General features: G+C 65.0%; 25 protein-coding genes. 18 read left to right on the top strand and 7 right to left on the bottom strand.

The window, feature by feature from the left end; translation table 11 throughout:
* The first annotated feature begins 55 nt into the window (after positions 1–55).
* From gpmA to K226_RS0118060, 4 genes are all read left to right on the top strand, one after another.
* The gene (gene gpmA, locus K226_RS0118045) at positions 56–799 is read left to right on the top strand and encodes a 2,3-diphosphoglycerate-dependent phosphoglycerate mutase (protein ID WP_024816126.1); all 744 of its coding nucleotides are present in this window, start codon (positions 56–58) and stop codon (positions 797–799) included.
* 119 nt (positions 800–918) lie between these two features.
* Positions 919–2,355 carry a S41 family peptidase gene (locus K226_RS0118050; RefSeq protein ID WP_024816127.1) on the top strand — a complete coding sequence of 479 codons (1,437 nt, stop codon included), beginning with the start codon at positions 919–921 and terminating at the stop codon, positions 2,353–2,355.
* A 78-nt stretch (positions 2,356–2,433) separates the two neighbouring features.
* The gene (locus tag K226_RS0118055) at positions 2,434–3,186 is read left to right on the top strand and encodes a molybdopterin-synthase adenylyltransferase MoeB (protein ID WP_024816128.1); all 753 of its coding nucleotides are present in this window, start codon (positions 2,434–2,436) and stop codon (positions 3,184–3,186) included.
* A 114-nt stretch (positions 3,187–3,300) separates the two neighbouring features.
* Positions 3,301–3,714 (top strand): response regulator, encoded by a 414-nt coding sequence (locus K226_RS0118060; RefSeq protein ID WP_024816129.1) that lies wholly within the window; start codon positions 3,301–3,303, stop codon positions 3,712–3,714.
* A gap of 83 nt (positions 3,715–3,797) precedes the next feature.
* Here K226_RS0118060 and K226_RS0118065 read toward each other — a convergent pair whose 3' ends face one another.
* Positions 3,798–4,430 carry a response regulator transcription factor gene (locus K226_RS0118065; RefSeq protein ID WP_024816130.1) on the bottom strand — a complete coding sequence of 211 codons (633 nt, stop codon included), beginning with the start codon at positions 4,428–4,430 and terminating at the stop codon, positions 3,798–3,800.
* Positions 4,431–4,571: 141 nt separating this feature from the next.
* Here K226_RS0118065 and K226_RS0118070 point away from each other — a divergent pair, with 141 nt between their 5' ends.
* The 6 genes from K226_RS0118070 to K226_RS0118095 all read left to right on the top strand — a co-directional run bounded on the left by K226_RS0118070 (position 4,572) and on the right by K226_RS0118095 (position 9,090).
* Positions 4,572–5,936 (top strand): CHASE3 domain-containing protein, encoded by a 1,365-nt coding sequence (locus K226_RS0118070; RefSeq protein ID WP_024816131.1) that lies wholly within the window; start codon positions 4,572–4,574, stop codon positions 5,934–5,936.
* 232 nt (positions 5,937–6,168) lie between these two features.
* Positions 6,169–6,333: a DUF1328 domain-containing protein gene (locus tag K226_RS19720; RefSeq protein ID WP_024816132.1), complete on the top strand. Its 165-nt coding sequence runs from the start codon at positions 6,169–6,171 to the stop codon at positions 6,331–6,333.
* A 71-nt stretch (positions 6,334–6,404) separates the two neighbouring features.
* The gene (locus K226_RS0118080) at positions 6,405–6,794 is read left to right on the top strand and encodes a hypothetical protein (RefSeq protein ID WP_024816133.1); all 390 of its coding nucleotides are present in this window, start codon (positions 6,405–6,407) and stop codon (positions 6,792–6,794) included.
* 38 nt (positions 6,795–6,832) lie between these two features.
* Positions 6,833–7,387 (top strand): bacterioferritin, encoded by a 555-nt coding sequence (locus K226_RS0118085; RefSeq protein WP_024816134.1) that lies wholly within the window; start codon positions 6,833–6,835, stop codon positions 7,385–7,387.
* A gap of 108 nt (positions 7,388–7,495) precedes the next feature.
* Positions 7,496–7,813 (top strand): BON domain-containing protein, encoded by a 318-nt coding sequence (locus tag K226_RS0118090; protein WP_024816135.1) that lies wholly within the window; start codon positions 7,496–7,498, stop codon positions 7,811–7,813.
* Positions 7,814–8,010: 197 nt separating this feature from the next.
* Complete coding sequence (locus tag K226_RS0118095) at positions 8,011–9,090, top strand: putative zinc-binding metallopeptidase (RefSeq protein WP_024816136.1); 1,080 nt, start codon at positions 8,011–8,013, stop codon at positions 9,088–9,090.
* Between the two features lie 3 nt (positions 9,091–9,093).
* Here the strand turns inward: K226_RS0118095 and coaD are convergent, their stop codons facing one another.
* The 4 genes from coaD to K226_RS0118115 all read right to left on the bottom strand — a co-directional run bounded on the left by coaD (position 9,094) and on the right by K226_RS0118115 (position 13,393).
* Positions 9,094–9,594, bottom strand: a complete 501-nt coding sequence (coaD, locus tag K226_RS0118100) for a pantetheine-phosphate adenylyltransferase (protein ID WP_024816137.1) — start codon at positions 9,592–9,594, stop codon at positions 9,094–9,096.
* Between the two features lie 220 nt (positions 9,595–9,814).
* A complete protein-coding gene (rsmD, locus tag K226_RS0118105; protein ID WP_024816138.1) occupies positions 9,815–10,504 on the bottom strand; it encodes a 16S rRNA (guanine(966)-N(2))-methyltransferase RsmD in 690 nt (229 codons plus the stop codon).
* 61 nt (positions 10,505–10,565) lie between these two features.
* Positions 10,566–11,927 carry a pitrilysin family protein gene (locus K226_RS0118110; protein ID WP_024816139.1) on the bottom strand — a complete coding sequence of 454 codons (1,362 nt, stop codon included), beginning with the start codon at positions 11,925–11,927 and terminating at the stop codon, positions 10,566–10,568.
* Between the two features lie 20 nt (positions 11,928–11,947).
* Complete coding sequence (locus K226_RS0118115; protein ID WP_024816140.1) at positions 11,948–13,393, bottom strand: pitrilysin family protein; 1,446 nt, start codon at positions 13,391–13,393, stop codon at positions 11,948–11,950.
* 28 nt (positions 13,394–13,421) lie between these two features.
* Here K226_RS0118115 and ftsY point away from each other — a divergent pair, with 28 nt between their 5' ends.
* Positions 13,422–14,888, top strand: coding sequence for a signal recognition particle-docking protein FtsY (gene ftsY, locus K226_RS0118120; protein ID WP_024816141.1), 1,467 nt, complete (start codon positions 13,422–13,424; stop codon positions 14,886–14,888).
* A gap of 3 nt (positions 14,889–14,891) precedes the next feature.
* Here ftsY and cutA read toward each other — a convergent pair whose 3' ends face one another.
* The gene (cutA, locus tag K226_RS0118125) at positions 14,892–15,242 is read right to left on the bottom strand and encodes a divalent-cation tolerance protein CutA (protein ID WP_024816142.1); all 351 of its coding nucleotides are present in this window, start codon (positions 15,240–15,242) and stop codon (positions 14,892–14,894) included.
* A 271-nt stretch (positions 15,243–15,513) separates the two neighbouring features.
* On the opposite strand from cutA, the gene K226_RS0118130 reads away from it, so the two are divergent.
* A complete protein-coding gene (locus K226_RS0118130) occupies positions 15,514–16,404 on the top strand; it encodes an alpha/beta hydrolase (protein WP_155886582.1) in 891 nt (296 codons plus the stop codon).
* A 150-nt stretch (positions 16,405–16,554) separates the two neighbouring features.
* On the opposite strand, the gene K226_RS0118135 is transcribed toward K226_RS0118130, so the two are convergent.
* Entirely contained in the window at positions 16,555–17,901 is a 1,347-nt protein-coding gene (locus K226_RS0118135; protein WP_035242181.1) for a sigma-54-dependent Fis family transcriptional regulator, read from the bottom strand.
* A 219-nt stretch (positions 17,902–18,120) separates the two neighbouring features.
* Here K226_RS0118135 and petA point away from each other — a divergent pair, with 219 nt between their 5' ends.
* The 6 genes from petA to K226_RS0118170 all read left to right on the top strand — a co-directional run bounded on the left by petA (position 18,121) and on the right by K226_RS0118170 (position 23,501).
* Complete coding sequence (petA, locus tag K226_RS0118140) at positions 18,121–18,756, top strand: ubiquinol-cytochrome c reductase iron-sulfur subunit (RefSeq protein WP_024816145.1); 636 nt, start codon at positions 18,121–18,123, stop codon at positions 18,754–18,756.
* 154 nt (positions 18,757–18,910) lie between these two features.
* Positions 18,911–20,047, top strand: a complete 1,137-nt coding sequence (locus K226_RS0118150; protein WP_024816146.1) for an NAD(P)/FAD-dependent oxidoreductase — start codon at positions 18,911–18,913, stop codon at positions 20,045–20,047.
* 88 nt (positions 20,048–20,135) lie between these two features.
* On the top strand, positions 20,136–20,642 hold the full coding sequence (locus K226_RS0118155; protein ID WP_024816147.1) for a hypothetical protein: 507 nt from the start codon (positions 20,136–20,138) through the stop codon (positions 20,640–20,642).
* A 60-nt stretch (positions 20,643–20,702) separates the two neighbouring features.
* Entirely contained in the window at positions 20,703–21,167 is a 465-nt protein-coding gene (locus K226_RS0118160) for a PaaI family thioesterase (RefSeq protein WP_024816148.1), read from the top strand.
* 257 nt (positions 21,168–21,424) lie between these two features.
* Positions 21,425–22,366, top strand: a complete 942-nt coding sequence (gene rpoH, locus K226_RS0118165) for an RNA polymerase sigma factor RpoH (protein WP_024816149.1) — start codon at positions 21,425–21,427, stop codon at positions 22,364–22,366.
* A 139-nt stretch (positions 22,367–22,505) separates the two neighbouring features.
* Positions 22,506–23,501 carry a tripartite tricarboxylate transporter substrate binding protein gene (locus K226_RS0118170; protein WP_024816150.1) on the top strand — a complete coding sequence of 332 codons (996 nt, stop codon included), beginning with the start codon at positions 22,506–22,508 and terminating at the stop codon, positions 23,499–23,501.
* Positions 23,502–23,576: the final 75 nt, after the last annotated feature.

The following is a 23,576-nucleotide window of genomic DNA, read 5'->3' on the forward strand; positions in this document are numbered from 1 at the left end:
GCAAACCGCACGATTCTAAAATGTATGGTTTTGACCCGCTTTCCCTAGGGACACCATGCACAAACTCGTTCTGATCCGACACGGCGAATCCACCTGGAACCTTGAAAACCGCTTCACCGGCTGGACAGACGTTGACCTCACGCCCACCGGGGTGTCGCAGGCCATGTCCGCAGGCAAACTGCTCAAGGCCGAGGGCTACGAATTCGACGTCGCCTTCACCAGCGTGCTCAAGCGCGCCATTCACACGCTGTGGTATTGCCTCGACGAAATGGACCGCACCTGGCTGCCCGTGCAAAAAAGCTGGCGCCTGAATGAGCGCCACTATGGCGCCCTGCAGGGCCTGAACAAGGGCGAAACGGCCAAGCAATATGGCGACGCACAGGTGCTGGTGTGGCGCCGCAGCTATGACACGCCGCCACCAGCCCTGGAAGCCACCGACCCACGCTGCGAACGCGGCGACCCGCGTTATGCCGGCATGAACCCGCAGGACGTTCCCCTGACCGAGTGCCTCAAGGACACCGTGGCGCGCGTGCTGCCCTACTGGAATGACACCCTTGCACCCGCCATTCGCTCGGGCCAGCGGGTGGTGGTTGCCGCCCACGGCAATTCCATCCGGGCGCTGGTCAAGTACCTGGACAACATTTCCGACCACGACATCGTGGAACTGAATATTCCCAACGGTATTCCACTGGTATACGAGCTCGACGACGACCTCAAGCCCATCCGCCACTACTATCTGGGCGATGCCGAGGCTGCTGCCCGTGCCGCCGCCGCCGTGGCGTCGCAGGGTAAAGCGTAAAGTCGGCGTAAAGCCGGGCCAAAACCCGAAAAATCCTGCGAAAGTGAGCACCCGCGCGGAACCGCAGCGGGCGCGGCCCTTCCAAGTTGTATATTGAAATGAAGCGGTAAAGGTGTTCTATGGGCCACAAACTCAAAATTGCAGGGTGGGTATCGATTGGCGTGGTGGCCGGAGCGCTGACCACGGTGTCCCTGCAGACGGTGGCGCGCGGCGCCATGACGCCTCTTCCGCTCGAAGAGATCCAGCAGCTTTCCGCCGTGTTTGGCCTGGTCAAGACCGACTATGTCGAACCCGTGGATGACAAAAAGCTGATCACCGACGCCATTTCCGGCATGGTGGCCAGCCTGGACCCCCACTCCCAGTATTTCGACAAGAAATCCTTCAAGGAATTTCGTGAAGGCACCTCGGGCCGGTTTGTCGGCGTGGGCATCGAGATCACGCAGGAAGACGGGCTGATCAAGATCGTCTCGCCCATCGAGGGCTCTCCCGCCTTCCGCGCCGGGCTCAAGACCAACGACCTGATCACCAAGATCGACGAAACCGCCGTCAAGGGCCTGTCGCTCAACGACGCCGTCAAGAAAATGCGTGGCGAGCCCAACACCAAGGTCACGCTGACCATCCTGCGCAAGGAAGAAAGCCGGACCTTCCCGGTCACCATCACGCGCGAAGAAATCAAGACCCAGTCGGTCAAGGGCAAGCTCATCGAGCCGGGCTATGGCTGGGTGCGGCTGTCGCAGTTCCAGGAACGCACGGTGGATGACTTTGTGCGCAAGGTCGAAGAAATCTACAAACAGGACCCACAGCTCAAGGGCTTGGTGCTGGACCTGCGCAACGATCCCGGTGGCCTGCTCGATGCGGCCGTCGCCATCTCGGCGGCCTTCCTGCCAGAAAACGTCACCGTGGTCAGCACCGACGGCCAGCTGGCCGAAAGCAAGGCCACCTACAAGGCCGCGCCCGAGTTCTACCAGCGCCGCGGCAGTGGCGACCCGCTCAAGCGGCTGCCTGCAGCGCTCAAGACTGTGCCACTGATCGTGCTGGTCAATGAGGGCTCGGCATCGGCCAGCGAAATCGTGGCCGGCGCATTGCAGGACCACAAGCGTGCCACCATCATGGGCAGCCAGACGTTTGGCAAGGGTTCGGTGCAGACCGTGCGCCCCCTGGGCCCGGACACCGGCCTCAAGCTCACCACGGCCCGCTACTACACGCCCAGCGGCAAGTCGATCCAGGCCAAGGGCATCGTGCCCGACGTGATGATCGACGAGTCGGAAGAAGGCAATGTGTTTGCCGCCCTGCGCATGCGCGAGGCCGACCTGGACAAGCACCTGGGCAGCGGCCAGGGCGAGGAGAAAAAGGACGAGGCCCGCGAAAAGGCCCGCGAAGAAGCCCGCAAGCGCCTGGAAGAAGAAGCCAAGAAGCCCATGGCTGAGCGCAAGATCCCCGAGTTCGGCACCGACAAGGACTTCCAGCTGACGCAGGCCCTGAACCAGTTCAAGGGCCGTCCCGTGCTGGTCAGCAAGACGCTGACCGAACGCAAGGAAGAAAAGAAAGAAAACTGAGACAGTGATCGTCCCACCGAGGCCGGGCTTCCCAGGAAGCCCGGCCTTTTTCACGCGCCACTCCCCAACATACCTGCCATGACCGACGACCAGCTCCTGCGCTACTCCCGCCACATCCTGCTCGACGAAGTGGGCATCGAGGGGCAAGAGCGCATTCTGGCCAGCCATGCGCTGATCATCGGGGCGGGCGGGCTGGGCTCGCCGGCAGCACTGTTTCTGGGATCTGCGGGCGTCGGGCACATCACACTGGTCGATAACGATGTGGTCGATCTCACCAATCTGCAGCGCCAGATCGCCCACACCACCGCCCGCGTGGGGCAGCCCAAGGTGGTGTCGGCCGCGCAGGCCATCACGGCGATCAATCCCGAGGTTCAGGTCACGGCCCTGCAGGCACGCGCCGATGCCGCACTGCTCGACACCCTGGTGCCCCAGGCCACCGTGGTGCTCGACTGCAGCGACAACTACGCCACGCGCCACGCGGTCAACGCTGCCTGTGTGCGGCATGGCAAGCCCCTGGTGGCCGGGGCGGTGATCCGCTTTGACGGCCAGATCACCGTGGTAGACCCCCGCGATGCGGCGTCGCCCTGCTATGCCTGCGTGTTCCCACCCGACGCCGTATTCGAAGAGGTGCAGTGCTCAACCATGGGGGTGTTTGCACCGCTGGTGGGCGTGGTGGGCGCCATGCAGGCAGCCGAAGCGCTGAAGTGGATGTCTGGCGCAGGCCCGTCGCTGGCGGGCCGCCTGCTCATGCTGGATGGCCGCGCCATGGAATGGAACACCATGCACCTGAAGCGGCACCCGGATTGCCCGGTGTGCTCGGCCGTGAAGTAAGAAACGTCCTACGGCTACAACGTGTAACGGCTGGCAGAATCCACCCATCGACCCCGTTAAATTCAAGGCTCGGCCTTCGCACCTTTGCACCGGTCGCACCCCATGGATCAGGCTGTGAAACTCCGTACCTATATTGTTGAAGACAACGCCACGATCCGGGCGAATCTGATTGACGCACTGGAAGAACTGGCGTGTGTAGAAGCCGTAGGTGTCGCCGCCACCGAAGATGAAGGCAAGGAATGGCTGATGGCCCACAGCGGACAGTGGGACTTGGCGATCGTGGATCTTTTTCTTCGCCAGGGCAGCGGCCTTGGCGTGCTGGCAGCCTGCCGCGCACGCGAACCTGGCCAGAAAATGGTGGTGCTGAGCAACTACGCCACTCCCGATGTGCGTATGCGTTGCGCGCAACTGGGTGTCGATGCGGTCTTTGACAAATCCAATGAAATCGATGCACTGGTGGACTATTGCATCGAGCACAGCAGCAAGGCGTCAGATTGTGCTCCAACACCTGGACCGGACGCACCGTGACACCCCTTGCCCTGCACAGACTGTGCCGGGGCACCCCTGACAAGGCGCCGCCAAAGCGCTGCCGGGGGCACAGGCCCCGCCTGTCAGTCGATCAGCCGGTTTTTCAGCGCGTAATAGGTCAGATCGCTGTTGGACGAAAGGGCCATTTTTTCCATGAGCCGCGTGCGGTAGGTGCTGACGGTCTTCACACTCAGCGACAAGGCCTTGGCGATATCACCAGCCGTTTCGCCCTTGGCCAGCTTCAAAAACACCTGGAATTCCCGCTCAGACAACTGCTCGTGTGGTGGCGCATCGTCCTTGCGATTGAGTTGCTGCGCCAGCAGCTCGGCCACGGCAGGCGTGAGATAACGCCGCCCCAGCGCGATGGTGCGAATGGCCTCGACGATCTCGGAGGGCTCGCACTCCTTGTTGAGGTAGCCACTGGCGCCCTGGCGGATCAGGTTGATGGCGTAATGCTCTTCGGGATAGCCGCTCAGTATCAGAATGCCCATGTCAGGCGCCTTGGCCCGCAGCATGGCCAGCGCATCCAGCCCGCTCTGGCCGGGCATGGACAGATCCATCAGCAACACGTCAATTTCATGGTTGCGCACGAGATCGATGGCTTCGCGGCCATTGCCTGCCTCGCCCTCCACGCGCAAGTCCACATGTTCCGACAGAAACTGCCGCAGCCCGGTACGGACAATGGCATGGTCATCCACAATGCCTATCTTGATCATTTAGCCTCTTTCAGGAGATGGACAAACCACTCCGGGGTCGTTGTTGTTGCACACGCGTGCGCTGCCCTGTGCTGCACCGCCCGACCTTGCACACCACAGGCGACAGCGTAGCAGTTCACCGCCATTATCCGAATATCCCGCATGACCCTCAAAGATCACTCTTGGCACTGGCTCCGCAAAAGCCGTTCGATGGCCATCAGCCTTCCATTCGCCCTGCTGGCCGCACTGCTGCTCATTGGCATCAACGAAGTGGGGCACAAACGCTCCCAGGATGCTGTTCAGGCCATGAGCCACGGGCAGCAAACCCGCAATGCAGCCAACCGCCTGCTGCAAAGCATGCTGGACGCAGAAACGGGCCAGCGCGGTTATCTTCTGACTGGCAATGAAGGATATCTGGAGCCCTACGACAAGGCCGTCATCACGGTGCAAACCAACCTGCAAGAGTTGCACACGCAGTATCTGCATTCAACAGAAGACCTGCAGCAGTTTGCCCTTTTGGCACGGGCGGTATCGCGCAAGCTGGCCGAAATGGAACTGAGCCTGCGCCTGCGCCGACAGGGCAACGAAGATGCATGGAAGTTCATTCTCTTCACCGACGTGGGCCGGGAACACATGGACTCCATCCGCCAGCTGGCCCACACGCTGATTGAACGCAGCAGCCGCAAGATCCAGGAACACCAAAGCCAGATTGTGCAGTCGCTCATGCTGTCGCGCATCGGCATTGCCACCGTGACGGCCATCGGACTGCTGGCGTTTTACATGTACCTGCGCCAGGCACGCACCCTGCAACAGATCAGCCAGCGCGAACAGGATGTGCTGGAGCATGAGCGTGAGCGGCTGGAAGGCCTGGTGCGCGAGCGCACCGCGTCGCTGTCCGAGCTGGCCAGCCATCTGCAGCAGGTGCGCGAAGACGAGCGCGGCTTCCTTGCGCGTGAGCTGCACGACGAACTGGGTGCCTTGCTGACCTCTGCCAAGCTCGACGTGGCCCGGCTCAAGTCCAAGATCGATCACCAGGCGCCCGACATTGCCGAACGCCTCAAGCACCTGAACGAAACGCTGAACAGTGGCATTGCCCTCAAGCGCCGCATCATCGAAGACCTGCGCCCCTCCTCGCTGTCCAACCTGGGGCTGACGGCAGCCCTTGAGATACTGACCCGCGAACATGCCGAGGGTGCCGGTATCGAGGTCGAGACCAATCTGGAGGCTGTAGAACTGACAGAGGCCACCCAGCTCACGGTCTACCGGCTGGTGCAAGAGGCCCTCACCAACATCAGCAAATACGCCAAGGCAAAAAAGGTGCTGGTGACCGTGCACGGCTACCCCACCCATGCGGCGGTGCAGGTGCGCGACGATGGCGCGGGCTTCGACCCGGCGGGCGTAGGCCCCACGTCACACGGGCTGGCCGGCATGCGCCACCGGGTAGAAGCCGCAGGCGGACGTCTGACCATCACTTCGAGCCCCGACAGTGGCACGCTGATATCGGCAGTTCTGCCCAAGCCGCGCTGAGCCAACCGCGCACAACGAACTGCTGACTCCCCGCCCTGCACATGCGTGCGGGGGCTCCAACCGTGGCCGGACCATCGGTGACGTCCTACAAGCCGGCCATCCATGCGCTGACACGGGGCCGCGCCAGCCACCGGCATTCAGCGCGGGCGGTGTTGCCTACAGTACATCTCAGGCGCTGAATTTTCTGGCGCCAACCAACTGCCGGTACCACCGGCCCCATAAGGAGATGGAAATGCTGCATTACGCCGTTGTCTTTCTGGTCATCGCACTCATCGCCGCCGTGTTCGGCTTTGGTGGCATTGCGGCAGGCGCCGTTGGCATTGCCAAGATCCTGTTCTTTGTGTTCGTGATCATGGCCATCGTGACCTTTGTGCTGGGCCTGATGAAAAAGGGTTGACCCCTTCCATCCTGCCTGCCACTTCCTTTGACGCCACGCGCTAAACACCCCATTTTTTCCGGAGAATTTCCATGAGTATCCAGTCCACCACCGACAAAGTAGCAGACAACGCCCGCAATCTGGCAAACAACGTGCTGCAAAGCGCCCAGGACGCCGTGCAGAGCACGCGGGACGTTGCCAATGAATCCCTGGACAAGGCCGAGACCGGCGTGCGCCACCTGCGCCGCGAAGCCAGCCCGGTGATCGACGACCTGGCCACCCGCGCCCAGGACCTGGCTGCGCGCAGCATCGATTTTTGCGCCGACACCGGCGCCCGCGCACGTCGCCAGGTGCAACATGCCGCCGACGCCACCACGCGTTACGTGGTGCAGCAGCCGGGCAAGTCGGTGGCCATTGCCGCCGCTGCAGGTGCCGTTGTGGCAGCTGCGTTGCTGGCGTTGTCCCGTCGCCGCAACTCCTGATCCATCACAGCGCTGTTGCCCACGTTGAAGGTGCCACCATGAATACGATCAGCCAGCTAGCCCCCCATGCCTTGGGCATGACGCTCGACGAGAAGGCCCTCAAGGCCGCGGGCTCGAGCCACCTCGACGAGGGGGCTGTCACGCCAGCTTTCCGCCAGCATCGCGATGACATCGTGCGCCTGCTCAACGATGCCCTGGCAACCGAGCTGGTGTGCGTGCTGCGCTACAAGCGCCACCACTTTACCGCTCATGGAATGTCGTCGCCCGCCATTGCAGCGGAGTTCATGGTGCATGCCAATGAGGAAACGGCCCACGCCGACCTGATTGCCCGGCGCATTGTGCAACTGGGCGGTGAGCCGGACTTTTCGCCCGACACGTTGCTGGCCCGTAGCCATGCCGCTTACGACACCTCGTCAGACCTCAAGGCCATGGTGAAAGCCAACCTGGTGGCCGAGCGGATCGCCGTGGAGGCCTACCGCCAGATGATTGCAATGATTGGTGACAAAGACCCGACCACCAAACGCATGCTCGAAGCCATACTGGCCGACGAAGAAGAGCATGCCGACGAACTCAAGGATTTGCTGGAAGCCTAGCCCCCGCTTTCAGCACCACAACAGGCCGCCGGTTACGGAGGGTGCAATAAACCGGCAGACTGTGATTTTCCCTAGCACCCGCGTCCCAACTCTATGAAGGAATACACCATGAAATACGCACGTGCCCTTGCCTTTGCCGCAGCTGCCGCCATCACCGTTGTCACCGCCACCGGCTGCGCCGTTGCGCGCAACCAGCAAACTGCTGGCTCTTATATCGACGACGCAGGCATCACCACCGCCGTCAAGGCCAAGATGGCTGAAGACAAGACGGTGTCGGCCACTTCCATCAGCGTTGAAACGCTGAATGGCACGGTCCAGCTGTCGGGTTTTGCAAAATCGCAAGCCGAGAAGAACCAGGCTGAAGCCATTGCGCGCAACACCAAGAACGTCCGCGAAGTGCGCAACAGCATCGTTGTGCGCCCCTGAGCGTTGACGCCCGTCGCTCTCGGCAACGGCGCAAGCCCTGCCGCAGCGGTGAGGTTGATAAAGGGCACAAGCGCCGGACACACATCCGGCGCTTGTGCCCTTTTTCTTTGTGTCCCGCTGCCTCGCGCCTCCCTCTTTGCGATCTTTGCCTGTTTGGCCCGCCCCGCGCTTGTTCGCAGGGGTTAAGCTGCACCACCATGCGGGTATTCAATTGCGACCATTGCGGTCATCTGGTTTTTTTTGACAGTGTGCAGTGCCTGCACTGCGGCAGCACGCTCGCCTTTGTGCCCGACCTGTTCACCATGGCGGCGCTGGCCCCCGCTTCGCAAGACGGGCCGGACCTGTGGCGCAGGATGGGACACCGCGGCAGTGCCGACTACAGCGGCAGGCTCTATCGCATGTGCGGCAACCGCACCGCTTACGACGCCTGCAACTTTGCCGTACAAGCCAACGATTTTTCGCCGCTGTGCGCATCGTGCCGCCAGACACGGGTGCTGCCCGACCTCTCAGAGCCCGCCAACCTGGGCCGCTGGAAGCAGATTGAATCGGCCAAGCGCCAGCTTTTCTACACCCTCGCACGCCTGGGACTGGAGCCCGCGCCGGGCCGGGCCGGGCCGGTGTTCGAGTTTCTGGCCGACTGGCCTGGTGGGCCGCCCATCCTCACGGGCCACCACGGCGGCACCATCACCCTCAATGTGGCAGAAGCCGACGACGGCGAGCGCGCACAGCGGCGTGTGGCGCTGGGCGAGCCCTACCGCACCCTCATCGGCCACCTGCGCCACGAATCGGGCCACTTCTACTGGGACCAGCTGGTGCGCGACGGCCACCGCCTGGAGGCCTTTCGCAGCGTGTTTGGCGACGAGCGCCTTGATTACGCCGCCGCCTTGAGCGCCCACTACGCCAGAGGCAACGACCTGGGCGACTGGCGCCAGCACCATGTGAGCAGCTACGCCGCGTCGCACCCCTGGGAAGACTGGGCCGAAACCTGGGCGCATTACCTGCACATGGTGGACCTGCTCGAAACCGCGGCCAGCTACCAGACCAGCGTGACCGTGCCCGACCCGAACGCTGCCCAGCGCCACCAGGTGACCGACCCCTTCGCCAACCCGCGCCCGTCGTTTGACGACATGGTGCGCCAGTGGGTGCCCCTGACCCTGATGCTCAACAGCCTGAACCGCAGCCTGGGGCAGAACGACGCCTACCCTTTTGCGTTGTCATCTGGCGCCATGGGCAAGCTGCGGTTTGTGCATGACCTGGTGCAGGCCCCCGCAGGCTGAGACTCAGGCCGATGCTGCGCGTTGGAGCTTGTGCATCAGGCGCTCGTGCACCACAGGCGAGACAAACTGCGCCACGTCGCCGCCCAGCGTGGCAATTTCGCGCACCAGCGTGCTGCTGATGAACTGGTGCTGGCTGCTGGGTGTGAGGAACACCGTCTCGATGTGCGGCACCAGCGCCCGGTTCATGCCCGCCAGCTGGAATTCGTAGTCGAAATCGGTGCCCGATCGCAGGCCGCGCAGCATGGCGGTGCCGCCGCGCGCCGCGGTGAACTCGGTCACCAGGCCCTCGAAGGGTTCGACGCTCACCTGTGGGCAGTCGCGCAGGGCCGCGCGCGCCATGTCCATGCGCTCGTCCAGGTTGAAAAGGGTCTTTTTGTGGTGGGCCATGGCCACGGCCACTATCACCCGGTCAAACAGTTGCGCCGCACGGCGCACCAGGTCTTCATGCCCCAGGGTGATGGGGTCGAAAGTTCCGGGGTAAACGGCGAGCACGTTGTGGGCCATGGGCTGGGGTCTCCTGGTGGGTAGATGGGTTGGCCTCGGCTTGCGGACCTGATGGCCGCCACGGCAAGCCTGCCGGGCCGTGTGGGCGCATTATGCGGCGCGCTGCGCGCACGCAAGGGCCGCAATGCCCGCCCGCTGACTTTTATGCCAAATAGGGCTCTAGCGCTTGTCCAATAAGCGCAATTAGCTATATTTATTATAGCAATTCAGCACAAATATATCAGTCTTTCGGTCGCCGTTGAAGCAGGTGTGCATGCACCGCACCGGCCTTCAGGTGGCGGTGCACGGTCAGCCCAAACGGGGCCAGCGCCTCATCGGTCCATGCCGTTGGCGCCTCCAGGTACACATAGCCATCTGCCGCCACAGCCTGGGCGGCGGCCTGCAGTGCGGGCTCGAACAAGGCGCTGTCAAACGGGGGGTCCACCAGCACCAGATGCAGGCTGGCTGGCGCTGCGTGCTTGATCGCAGCAACACCGTCGCCACGCTGCACACGCACCACGGTGGCCGCCAGGCGCTGCTGCAGCTTGTGCAGCTGGGCCACCAGGGCGGGGTCGTTTTCCACCAGCTGCACGGCGGCGGCGCCGCGCGAAGCCGCCTCCAGCCCCAGCGCGCCAGTGCCAGCAAACGCGTCCAGGCAGTGCCAGCCGGTGAGGTCCTGGCCCAGCCAGTTGAACAGGGTTTCGCGCACGCGATCGGGCGTGGGGCGCAGGCCGGGGCGCTGGGCCACGGCCAGGCGGGTGCGCTTCCATTGGCCGCCGATGATGCGGATTTCGCCCGATCCCTTGGAGGCTGCGGGGGCAGCCGTTTTTTTGCCCGGCTTGGTATCGGGCGCTGCTGCGGCAGCCGCCTGGGCTGCACGGGCCAGGCGGCCGCCGGGCAGGGATTCGGGGCGCAGGGTGGATCGGCTCATGGAGAAACTTTCAGGCAATGGGTGGGGGTGCAGACGGGCCGGGGGCGTCCGGGCACGGCCCTCATGGCTGGCCCCCCACCACCACGGTCACCATGCGTTCAGGTTGCAGTTTGCGCGCCATGGCGGTGCGGATGTCGGCCACGGTGAGCGCCTCGACCCGCTTCGTCCAGTGGTCAAGGTAGTCAAGCGGCAGGTCGTTCCAGGCGATGTTGGCCACGTTGCCCAGCAATTTGCGGTTGCTGTCGATGCGCAGCGCAAAGCCGCCAATCAGGTTGTCCTTGGCGGCACGCAGCTCGGCCGCGGTGGGGCCTTCGCGCACAAAGCGGGCGAGCACGTCGCGCGAGACCTGCACCGCCTGCGCGGCCTGGTCGGGACGGGTCTGCAGGCCGATGGTGAAGGCGCCCGCATGCAGGCCGGGCGCAAAACCGCTGTACACGCTGTAGCTCAGGCCGCGTTTTTCACGCACCTCGTTGGTCAGCCGCGCGGTGAAACCACCGCCGCCCAGGATGTGGTTGCCCACCAGCAGCGCCAGAAAATCCGGGTCGCGGCGCGCAAAGCCGGGCTGGCCGATCAGCACATGGGCCTGGGCCGATGCAAAGGGGATGCGCTGCTCGGCCGGTGCGGTGAGGACCTGCACTTCGGGCACCGCCGGCAGCGGGGCGCATTCTGCCCCTGAGCGCTGCGGCAGGCGTGACAGCAGCGTGGCCACCAGCGTCTGCGCCTGGGCGCGGTTGACGGCGCCCACGATGCTGACGCGCGCGCGGCAAGCGGCAATGGTGCGGGCATGAAACGCCTGCATGTCGGCCACTTCGATGCGCGCCAGCGTGTCTTCGGTGGCCCGGTAGCCATAAGGGTGGCTGCCATACACCGCAGTGGCAAAGGCTTCGCCTGCCACGGTGGCAGGGCGCGTGCGGGACTCCTTGATGCTGGCGCTCCAGCGGGCGCGCTCGCGCTGCCAGATATCGGCTGGCCAGCTGGGCTCGCCCATCTGGCGCGCGGCCAGCAGCGCAGCGCGTTGCAGCAGCGCGGGTTCGGTCAGGGAGCGCAGCGAAAAGTGCAGCCCATCGCTGCCGGCGCTGGCGTCGAAGCTGGCACCCAGGTCGGCCCAGGCCTCGCCCAGCGCGTTTTCGTCGAGCGGCGGGGCAGCGCCCTCGCCCGCCATGGCCAGAACGCCCTTGGACGCCATCGATGCCACGGCACCTGCCAGGCCGGCCTGCCCGGCCGGGTCGCGGCGGCTGCCAGCGTCAAAGTCAAGCTGCACATCCACCATCGGGATCACGGGGCTTTCCACCAGCCAGACCTGGGCGCCGTTGGGTTCGGTCCAGTGCTGGATGGGCAGCAGCGCCCAGGCTGAATTGACACCAAACAGGGCTCCAGCGCTTATCAGTAAAGCGTTAACAGCTATTTTTTTAATAGTAAACATGCTATGCCTCGGGTGCGGGGTCAGTGGCGCGTGGCGCCGGCGGCCGGTGCGGTGCGCTTGGCCTTGGCATCCAGCGGCTGCGGCAGCAGCGTGGCCACGGTGAGCTGGTCGTCGCCAAAATAACGGGCGGCCACCTGCTGCACCTGCTCGGGTGTCACGGTGCGCAGCAGCGCCAGCAGGCGCTCTTCGGCATCCAGGGGCAGGCCCTGCACCCAGTTGCTGCCCAGGTCCTGGGCCTGCCCGTGCACAGAGTCGCGCTGGTACACGGTCGAAGCAATCCACTGGGTTTTGACGCGCGACAGCTCGGCCTCGCTCACGCCCTCACGGGCCACGCGGGCCACTTCGGCACGCAGGGCGTCCTCGACCTGCTGCGCCGTCTTGCCCTGGGCGGGCACGCCGCTGAGCAAAAACAGGCTGGGGCCGCGTCCCGTCACCATGGCCGAACTGCCCGCGCTGTCGGCCACGCGCTCGGGGCCCTGGCTCAGCGCGCGCTCCAGGCGTGCACCGTCGTAGCCGCTGAGCACGGCCGACAACACCATCAGCGCCAAGGCATCGCGGTCGGCATCGGTGAGCACCTCGACCCGATTCATGCCGGGCACGCGAAACGCCAGGGCCACATAGGCCTGCTCGGCCGGGGCCTTGACGGCAATGCGGCGCAGGCCCTGCTGTGCGGGCTCGGTGCGCGGCTTGCGCGCCGGCAGGGCACGGGCGGGCAGGCGGCCATAGTATTTTTCGGCCAGCGCGCGCACCTTGGCCACATCCACATCACCGGCCACCACCACCGCCGCGTTGCCGGGCACATACCACTGGCGGTGGAAAGCGCGCACGTCCTCGGGCGTCAGGGCGTCCAAATCGCTCATCCAGCCCACCACCGGGCGGCGGTAGGGCGAGGCCATGAAGGTGGTCGCAAAAAGCTGTTCGGCCAGAAGGGCACGGGGCTGGTCTTCGGTGCGCAGACGGCGCTCTTCCTTGACCACCTCGATTTCACGCTTGAACTCGTCATCGGGCCACTGATTGTGCGCAAAGCGGTCGGACTCCAGGCGCATCACGTCTTCCAGACGGTGCGCGGGAATCTGCTGGTAATAGCCTGTGTAGTCGCGGCTGGTGAAGGCGTTTTCCTGACCACCCAGCGCTGCCACCCGGCGCGAAAACTCGCCCGGCGGCACGGTCTTGGTGCCCTTGAACATCATGTGCTCCAGCACATGGGCCACGCCCGAGGTGCCATCGACCTCGTCCATGGAGCCCACGCGCAGCCACACCATGTGCATGGCCGTGGGCGCACGGCGGTCGGGCTGCACGATGAGCTGCATGCCATTGGCCAGCGTGAACTGTTGCGCGCCCGAAGCCGTGGCAGCCTGCGCGGACAGGGCCGATGGTGGTGTCGCAAAGGGGGTTGGGGACACCGGGGATTGCGCCCCGGCACTCAGGCAGGCCAGCAGGCCCAGAAGGGGGAAAGCACGTTTCATAGAATGGAGTGATTCTAAGTACCTGCCAATGTTCAGTTTTTTCAAGAAAAAACCCACTCCCACGCCCGCACAGCCCGCTGTGGCGGCCCCTGCGACACCCGCCGTGCCGGATGCACTGCCCGCGCCAGCGCCAATAGCGCCGCCCGCGCAGCAGGCACCCGCCAGCCAGCCCACGCAGGCGGCGCCGTTGCCAGCGCCCTCTTCTGCCGCCGCCCTGCCCCCGGTGGCCGACGCGGCGCCGGCGGCGGGCGCTGCAGCTTCCAGCCCGCAAGCGCCGGCCGCCCAGCCGGCAGCCAGCGGTGGCTTTGGCTGGCTGCGCAACCCCTTCGCGGCCAAGCCGCCCATGCCCGCGCCTGCAGCAGCACCAGCGGTTGAACCACCGCCTGTCCAGGTGCATGTGCCGGTGCCTGCACCGATACCTGTGCCGACCTCTGCGCCGGTATCCCGGCCCATGCCCGCCGTGGCGGTGGCGGCCGAGCCCGTTGCCGTGGCAGCACCGCCGGTGCCTGCGGTATCCCCGGTGCCAATAGCGCCAGTGGCGCCAGTGGCACCAGTGGCACCTAACGTGCCGACCGGGCAAGCGCCCACGCCCGCTGAACGCAAGGGCTGGCTCGATCGCCTCAAAACCGGTCTGCGCAAGACGGGCTCCAGCATCGCCACCGTGTTCACTGGCACCCAGATCGACGATGCGCTCTACGAAGAGCTCGAAGAAGCCCTGCTGCTTGCCGACACCGGCGTCAAGGCCACGCAGTGGCTGCTGACCGATCTCAAGCGCCGCGTCAAGGACACCAAAACCACCGACCCCGCCGCCGTCAAGGGCCTGCTGGCCGACGCCCTGACCGACCTGTTGCGCCCGCTCGAAAAAGCCCTGGTGATTGGTGAGCACACCCCCACCGTCATCATGGTGGCGGGCGTGAACGGCGCGGGCAAGACCACGTCGATTGGCAAACTCACCAAGCACCTCGCCAACGAAGGCGCCAGCGTGCTGCTGGCGGCGGCCGACACCTTCCGCGCCGCAGCGCGCGAGCAGCTGGGCGTATGGGCCGACCGCAACACGGTGGAAATCGTCAGCCAGGAGGGCGGCGACCCCGCCGCCGTGAGCTTTGACGCCGTGACCGCCGGCAAGGCACGCGGCAAGGACGTGGTGCTGGTGGACACGGCAGGCCGCCTGCCTACGCAGCTGCACCTGATGCAAGAGCTGCAAAAGATCAAGCGCGTGGTGACCAAGGCCGACGCCACGGCTCCGCACGAAGTGCTGCTGGTGATTGATGGCAACACCGGCCAGAACGCGCTGGCCCAGGTGCGCTCGTTTGACGACGCGCTGCAGCTCACCGGCCTGGTGGTCACCAAACTGGACGGCACGGCCAAGGGCGGCGTGCTGGCCGCCATCGCGCAGGAGCGGCCGATTCCGGTGTATTTCATCGGCGTGGGCGAAAAGCTGGAAGACCTGGAAACCTTCAACGCACGCGAGTTCGCCCAGGCGCTGCTGGGCTGAAAGCTACCCCGGCAGCGTCTCCTGCCGCACCCAGTCGGCATAGGCGGCGCTTGCCTGCAGCGGCTGCACCAGCAGCTGCGGTAGCTCGTAGGGGTGCTGCGCCTGCAACAGCTGCAGCAGGCCCGCAACGCTCCGGGCCACTGTCTTGCACACCAGTCGCCACTCAGCCTCCTCGTGCAGCGCCCCCTGCCAGCGGTAATGCGAGGTGATGGGCTCGACCTGCACGCACGCCGCCAGGCGCTGCTGCAACACGGCCTGCGCCAGCCGCCGGGCGTCCTCAGGGGTGGCCACGGTGGTGGTGACGGCGCACACGCCATCGGCCGCAAGAACATCAGAAGGGGAGTTGCCGGGCATGGACTTTGGCTCCGCAGCGGGGTTAGCGCTGGTTGTGGGGTCTGATGAAGCATGCATATAAGCTATTATTTTTATAGCTTATAGCGCTTATGGGTATTGCGCTAGAGCCACTTTTTATCATAATTCTTGCTACCCCGGAACCGCAGGGCGCAAGGTCCATTTCGGCAGACCGCCAGGGGCCTGGGTGGTCGGCCACAATGGTGCCCATGACCATGGACCCACACCGCCCCGCAGCGCACGCACACAGCCCTCGCAGCGAGCCACAAACCGCATGAACGCCTGGGCCGCGCTTTTGGTGCCCCCCGCCGCTTGGGGGCTGGGCTGGCTGGGCCTGCGCTGGTTGCGGCGCGAACTGGCACCGCCCCGGCTTGAACACCCCGGCGCGGTCGCTCCGCTGACCGGCCTGCAATGGGTTTCGGTGCCCACCGCCAACGGCAAACACCTGGCCGCGCAGTGGTTGCCCGGCCCCGCCGGGCGCGGCGTGGTGATCTTGCAGCACGGCTGGGGCGGCAACGGCAGCCAGTTGCGCCCTGCGGCGCTGGCCTTGCACCGCCGGGGCTGGTCGGTGCTGCTGCCCGATGCACGCAACCACGGCCGCAGCGACCCCGACGGGCACAGCTCGCTGCCCCGGTTTGCCGAAGACCTGCACGCCTGCCTGGACTGGCTGCCAGGCCAGCTCGGCGAACCCGCGCAACCGGTGGTCCTGATGGGGCATTCGCTGGGCGCTGCCGCCGCGTTGCTGGCCGGCTCGCAGCGCAGCGACGTGGCGGCCATCGTCAGCGTCTCAGCCTTTGCGCACCCCGAGCAGGTGATGCGCCGCTGGCTGGCCGAATACCGCATTCCGTTCTGGCCGCTGGGCTGGCTGGTCAACCGCTATATCGAACGGGTGATTGGCCAGCGGTTTGACGACATCGCCCCCGTGTCGCGCATCGCGCACATCCAGGCCCCGGTGCTGCTGGTTCACGGCCAGGACGACACGGTGGTTCCGCTGGAATGCGCCCAGCGCCTGCAAGCCAGCGCCCCGCACGCCAGCCTGCTGGTGCGGGCGGGGCGGCACGATGGTTTCGATGAGGAAGATGCGCTGTACGCCCAGGTGAGCGACTGGCTGGACCGGAATGTTCCAGCCGCCCCGCCAGCGTGCGCACCAAGGCCGCAGCCATAGGCATGAGCGCCTTCGCGAAGCAGCCCACGCGCGGCAAGATCAGCGCCCTGGCCACCAACTGCGCAGACCTGGCTGACAGCAAAGCCATCCCCCGGGCAATGCCCCAGACACCGGCCCAGAGGCCACAGGCTACAGGCCCCGTTTGCAGGTTTACACGCCGAGCGTTTTGAGCTTGCGGTAAAGCGAGCGCTCGCTGATGCCCAGCGCCGCCGCCAGCTCGGCGCGGCTGCCGGTGTGCATGGCCACCCGCTCGCGCAGCGCCGACAACTCCAGTTCACGCAACGATGCCGCCGACACCACCGGTGCGCCGCGACCGACCTGCGTGGTGGTGGCCGGCGCGTATGGGGTGGGCACCTGCCAGGTGCTGCGCCGCCCGGAATTCAGCGCCTGGGCCACGTGTTCGACCTCGATGCGGTCGCCGTCGCACATCAGCGTGGTGCGCTCCAGCAGGTTGCGCAGCTCGCGCACATTGCCCGGGAAAGGCTGCTCGGCCAGCAAGGCCAAGGCTTTTGGCGCAACGCTCAACGAGCGTTGCGGGGCCACACGGGCCAGCAACGCTTGGGTGAGCAGCGCGATGTCCTCGCGCCGTTCGCGCAGCGGCGGCAGCGCGATGGGAAACGTGCTCAGCCGGTGGTAGAGGTCTTCACGGAAACGCCCCTCGGCCACCATGCGGTCCAGATCGCGGTGTGTGGCCGACACCACGCGAATGTCGGCATGGCGCAGCTCGGTGCTGCCCACGCGGCGGTAGGTGCCCGACTCCAGCAAGCGCAGCAGCTTCACCTGCATGGGCAAGGGAATGTCGCCCACCTCGTCCAGAAACAAGGTTCCGCCGCTGGCGGCCTCCACCAGCCCCGCCTTGCAGGTGTTGGCGCCCGTGAAGGCACCGCGCTCGTGGCCAAAAAGCTCCGACTCAAACAGCGTCTCTGGCAAGCTGGAGCAGTCCACCACCACCAGGGGTTTGGTGGCGCGGGGACTGGCATCGTGCACTGCCTGCGCCACCAGTTCCTTGCCCGTGCCAGACTCGCCCAACAACAGCACCGTGGCCAAGGACGGCGCCACGCGGGCTACGAGCGCCAGCATGTGCTGGAACACCGCGCTGCGCCCGATCAGGCCCTGCGCCACAGAAAGGCCATGGGCCACTTTCAGGGACGCCATTTTTTCCACAAAAAAGGCGTGCTCCCCCGATGCATCACGCAGCGGGGTGAGCTCGATGTTGACGTATTCCTCACCCTTGGGCGTGTGATGCAGATGCAGCACGCGCTCGCGCTGGCCTGAAGCACGGGCCTGGGCCAGCGGGCACGACTCACCCGCCTGGTCGCAAGGCACCTGGAAATGGTGCGACACCTCGTAGCAGGTACGGCCGATCACACTGCGCTGGGGGCTGAAAGCGCGGCGGTAGGCGGCGTTGGCCATCACGATGCGGTATTGCGCATCAAACAGGATGTGCGGCTCACTGAGGCCTTCAAGAAAGTCGGTCAGCTCGGGCAATGGCTTCATGGAAACTCGGATGGACGTGGTCCGTCAGTGTAGGCCCTGGCTGCCACAGTCTGCCACTTTTGACATAGAGCGCCCCATTTGGCAGTCGTCTGGTGCGGCGGCTCCATCGTTCATCGTTGATTTCAAAGCGTTTTTTCTGCGCAGAGGGGTGGCATGTTTCTTGGATGGTGAAGGGCAGTGGGTACTTTGCGACCTGCCTCGCTTCAACTGGAGGATTCCATGACACACCCGTTCACCGCACCCGCTTTCCCCGCATCGAACCCCGACACGGGGCGCCATGACGCCGAGCGCCGCCAGTGGCTGTTGGCCACCACGGCCATGGGCTGCGCGGCAACTGCAGCAGTGACAGTGCCGTTGGTGGCCAGCTTTGCCCCCAGCGAGCGGGCCAAGGCACAGGGCGCCAGCGTGCAGGTGGAAATTGGCGACATCCAGCCCGGTGAGGTCAAGGTCGTCGAATGGCGTGGCCAGCCGATCTGGGTCATGCGCCGCACGCCCGAGATGCTGGCCCAGCTCGACGGCATGACCGACCTGGCAGACCCCGATTCACAAAAAAAACAGCAACCCTCTTACGCCACCAACACCCATCGCTCCATCAAGCCCGAGGTGCTGGTGACCGTGGGCATTTGCACCCACCTGGGCTGCTCCCCCGTCACCCTGAACGAAGGCACCGCCAATCCCAGCGTGCCCGCCGACTGGAAGGGCGGCTTTTTTTGCCCCTGCCACGGCTCCACCTTCGACTTCGCGGGGCGCGTGTTCAACAACAAGCCTGCCCCCATCAACCTACTGGTGCCTCCCCACAAATACCTGGCCGACAACACCTTGCTGATTGGCGAGGACGACGATGCAGCTGGCTAGGAGCGCGGCCAGTCCGTGCGGCAGGCTATGCTGAGCAAACACGGACTGCCGCTGCGCACCCACCACGACAGCAAGGGCGACAAGCAGACGTTGCGCGCTGGCGCAGCGGACTTGCGCCCCACCACTCCCTTCGCCGCGTGAGGAACCTGACTCCATGCAACCTGCCGCTCACATCACCGTCATTGGCGCCGGCTTTGGCGCCCTGTCCACCGTGCGGGAAATTCGCCAACGCGACCCCGATACGCACATCACCCTGGTGGCACCACGCGCCGAACTGCACTACCTGCCGGGCATCATCTGGATTCCGTCGGGGCTGCGCACCCGCAAGCAGCTGGTGGTTCCGCTGTCCAACTTTTTTTCGCGCATGAAGGTGAACCACATCGCTGCCGAGGTCACCGGTCTTCGAGACGGTGGCCGGGTGGTGCTCACCACGGCTGGCGAGCTGCGCAACGACGCACTGGTGATTGCCAGCGGTGGGCGCTTCATCAAAAAATTGCCGGGCATTGAACACGCCATCACGCCTTGCGAAGGCATTGCGGCGGCCGAGCGTATCCGTGACCGCCTGCGTACCATGACCGGCGGCACCATTGCCGTGGGCTTTGCCGGCAACCCCAACGAGCCCAGTGCCGTGCGCGGGGGACCGATGTTCGAGTTTCTGTTCGGCATTGATGAGCAGCTCAGGCGCGAGGGCCGACGCAACAAGTTCAACATCGTGTTCTTCAACCCCTCCACCGAGCCGGGCAGCCGCCTCGGACCGAAGGCGGTTCAGCACCTGCTGGCCGAGATGACACGCCGCGGCATCAGCACCCGCCTTGGCCACAAGCTGGTGCGCTTTGAGCCCGACCGCGTGGTCACCGAGGGCGGCTCGTTTCCGGCCGATCTGATCCTGTTCATGCCCGGAATGACCGGCAACGCCTGGTTTGACCAGACGCCGCTGGCCCGCTCCGCCGGTGGTCTGCTCCAAGCCGACGCGCAATGCCGCGTGCAAGGCACGCAACATGTGTATGTGGTGGGAGATTCGGGCAGCTTTCCCGGCCCCGACTGGATGCCCAAGCAAGCCCACATGGCCGACCTGCAGGCGGCCGCAGCGGCCGACAACCTGCTCAAAGGCCTGCGCGGCGAAACGCCCACAGCCACCTTCAAGGTGGAGCTCATTTGCATCGTCGATGCCATCGATCACGGCACCCTGGTGTTTCGCAACACCCGACGCCAGATCATCCTGCCCTCATCCCGCCTGTTTCACTGGGCCAAGCGCTTCTTTGAGGGCGTCTACCTGAGGAAATACCGATGAACACCCGCCGTCACAGCAACACCGGCGCCGGTGGCAGTGCACGCAGCCACCACCGCCGCGCCACCTGAACCCCGACCAGGACACCCCCATGCCCGTCACAAAGATCCGGCTCTGCCCGAACCACACCGCACTGCTGCTGGCCGCGCTGCTGAGCTGGCCCGCACTGGCACTGGCCAGCCCACCACTGCAACCAGGCCAAGCACTGCCCGAGCTGACACTGAAAGACCAGCACGACCAGGCGTGGAAAGTGAGCGCCGACACGAAGCTGGTGCTGTTTGCCGCAGGCCGCAAGGCCTCCAACCTGGTGCAGACCGTGCTGGCGGACCAGCCGGCAGGGTTTTTGGCCACGCGCCAGGCCGTCTACCTGGCAGACATGAGCCGCATGCCCGGCTTTGTGACCCGCACCTTTGCCTTGCCCGCGCTGCGTGAAATGCCGTTTGTGTTGGGCGTGGTACTGGACGAGGCGCTGCTAAAAAACTGGCCCCGCCAAGACGGCGCGGTGACGCTGATCGCGCTGCAAGACGGCCGCGTGAGCACGGTGAGCCACGCCAGCACCGAAGCCCAACTGCGCACAGCCCTGGGCCTGGCGCCGTGACGGCCTGAAGGCTTGAGTTTCCCCCCGTTCTGCCTGCTGACCCAACCCCGGAACCCACCCATGAAAGCGTTTCAAGACTACTACCCCGAAAACGTGTCGCATTGCTACGGCTGTGGCAGCAACAACCACCACGGCCACCAGATAAAGACTTTCTGGGAGGGCGAAGAAACCGTGACCCGTTTCAAGCCCGAGCCGTTTCACACCTCGATACCTGGCTACGCCTATGGCGGGTTGATTGCTTCGCTGATCGACTGCCACAGCACCGGCACGGCTGCCGCCGCCATGTACCGCAGCGAAGGCCGTGAAATGGGCACGCTGCCACCGTTTCGCTTCGTCACCGGCTCCCTGCATGTGGACTTTCTCAAACCCACGCCGCTGGACGCAACGCTGGAGATTCGCGGCCGCGTGAAGGAAATCAAAGGCCGCAAGGTCGTGGTGGAAACCACGGTCATGGTGGCGGGCGTGATCACCGCACGCGGCAGCGTGGTGGCGGTGCAAATGCCCGACAGTTTCGGGCAGGCCTGAAAACACCAGCGCCGCCCTGCCGGGCGGCGCTGGACGGACTCCACCCGATTGGAATAACTTCATTACAAATCAATGGGTTAAGCCCATGTTGGGGTGTACCGAAAGCCCGACTCCGGTGAGAAAATACCAAAGCCTGCAACGAGAAAAAGCAAATGTTGTGCCAGGATGACCTCTTTCCCAACCACACGGGAACTCCGGCCTTAGCACTCCGTCAAAGAGAGTGCTAACATAAAAGCTTAGAGGAAAGGACTCCCGGAATGAAACTTCAATCTGGAACCGCAGCGACGACTTTGGCGCCCGCCAACCCATGGGCGCTGGTGCCGCCTTTGGGCAATCTGGACGCCTACATTTCGGCTGTCAACCGCCTGCCCCTGCTCACCCACGAGGAAGAGCAAACCTATGCCCGCCAGCTGCGGGACCACAACGATGTGGACGCCGCAGGCCGTCTGGTGATGTCGCACCTGCGCCTTGTGGTGTCGATTGCGCGCCAGTACCTTGGCTACGGCCTGCCGCACGGCGACCTGATCCAGGAAGGCAACGTGGGCCTGATGAAGGCCGTCAAGCGCTTTGACCCCGAGCAGGGCGTGCGCCTGGTGAGCTACGCCATGCACTGGATCAAGGCCGAGATCCACGAATACATCCTGAAGAACTGGCGCATGGTGAAGGTGGCTACCACCAAGGCGCAGCGCAAGCTGTTCTTCAATCTGCGGTCCATGAAGCAGGGTTTCAAGGCCGATGCGGCAGCAGCCGATGCCGCCACGCACCGCGACACCCTGTCCGACCACGAAATCGACTCCGTGGCAGCACAGCTCAATGTGAAGCGCGAAGAAGTCATCGAGATGGAAACCCGCATGTCGGGCGGCGATGTGCTGCTCGACCCGGCTCCGTCCGATGACGGCGAGCAGGCTTTTGGCCCCATTGCCTATCTGGCCGACGCTTCGCACGAGCCCACCGCGATGATCGAGTCGCGCCAGCGCGATGAACTCGCCACCGATGGCATTGCCACCGCACTGGCCAGCCTGGACGACCGCAGCCGCCGCATCGTGGAAGAGCGCTGGCTCAAGGTCAACGACGATGGCTCTGGCGGCATGACGCTGCACGACCTGGCTGCCGTCTATGGCGTAAGCGCCGAGCGCATTCGCCAGATCGAGGTAGCCGCCATGAAGAAGATGAAAACCGCGCTGGCGGCATACGCCTGAGCAGTGCCGGTCTGCTGACGCACCCGCAAGCACGGGTGTGGGCAGCAGGGATAATTCAACGCGCAACCCTGGTTGCGCGTTTTTTTTGGGTGCCGGCAAAAACCGCCCTCGCACCCGTCCATGACCGGAGGATTTACTGATGACCCCATCCCCCCTGCGTCGCGCTGCGCTGGCTCTGGCCCTTGCCGCCACTTTCAGCCCCGCACTTGCACAATCCACCACGGCCGCGGCCACACCCGGCTGGCCCAGCAAGCCCGTGAAGCTGGTGGTGGGCTTTCCGGGCGGGTCGTCGCCCGATCTGGTGGCGCGCACGCTGGCCGAACCGCTGGCCAAAGCCCTGGGGCAGCCGGTGATTGTGGAAAACAAGGTGGGCGCAGGCGGCAACATCGCAGCGGACGCCGTGGCCAAAGCCACAGACGATCACACCCTGGGCATCATGATCAATGGCAACCTGACGATTGCCAGGCTCATCAACCCCAGAATCAACTACGACCCGCTCAAGGACCTGACTCCCATCAGCCTGATCGCCACGGCCCCGCTGGCCCTGGCCGCACCGGCCAACGCGCCGGGGGCAACCGCGCAAGAGTTTTTTGCGGCGGCACGCGCCAGCGGCGACCGCTGGAACTACGGCACGCCGGGCGTGGGCACGGTGGCACATATCGGCATGGAGCTGCTCAAAAACAAGGCAGGCATCAACCCGGTGCATGTGCCTTATCCGGGCAATCCGCAGGTCATCAACGCCATCATTGGCGGCCAGATCCAGCTCTCGCTGCTTCCTCCGGCCATGGCCGCCGCGCAGGCGCGCGCGGGCAAGCTGCGCGTGATCGGCGTCACATCCAGTGGACGCAGCACCCTGGTGCCCGAATACCCCAGCCTGGCCGAAGCGGGCGTGAAAGACTTCAACCTCGAAATCTGGAATGCGGTGGCGGCCCCCCGGTCTCTGCCCCAACCAGTGGCGGCGCGCCTGTCGGCGCTGTTCAGCGAAATCGCCCGCAGCCCGGAAGTGCGCGCCAAGCTGTTTCAGCAGGGTTGGCAGGTCAAGGGCACCACCGCCGAAGGTCTGGCCAACCGCATCCAGACGGATACGCGCGCACTCGGCGCGGTGATCACCTCGCAAGGGATCAAGGCCGAATGACCCGGCTGCCCCATCCAGCGTGCGCGATGGCGGCTTCGCTGGTCGTACAGGGGTAGCGCCAGCGCTTGGCCTTCA

Origin of the sequence: Acidovorax sp. JHL-3, assembly GCF_000526295.1 — a bacterium.
GTDB lineage: Bacteria > Pseudomonadota > Gammaproteobacteria > Burkholderiales > Burkholderiaceae_C > Acidovorax > Acidovorax defluvii.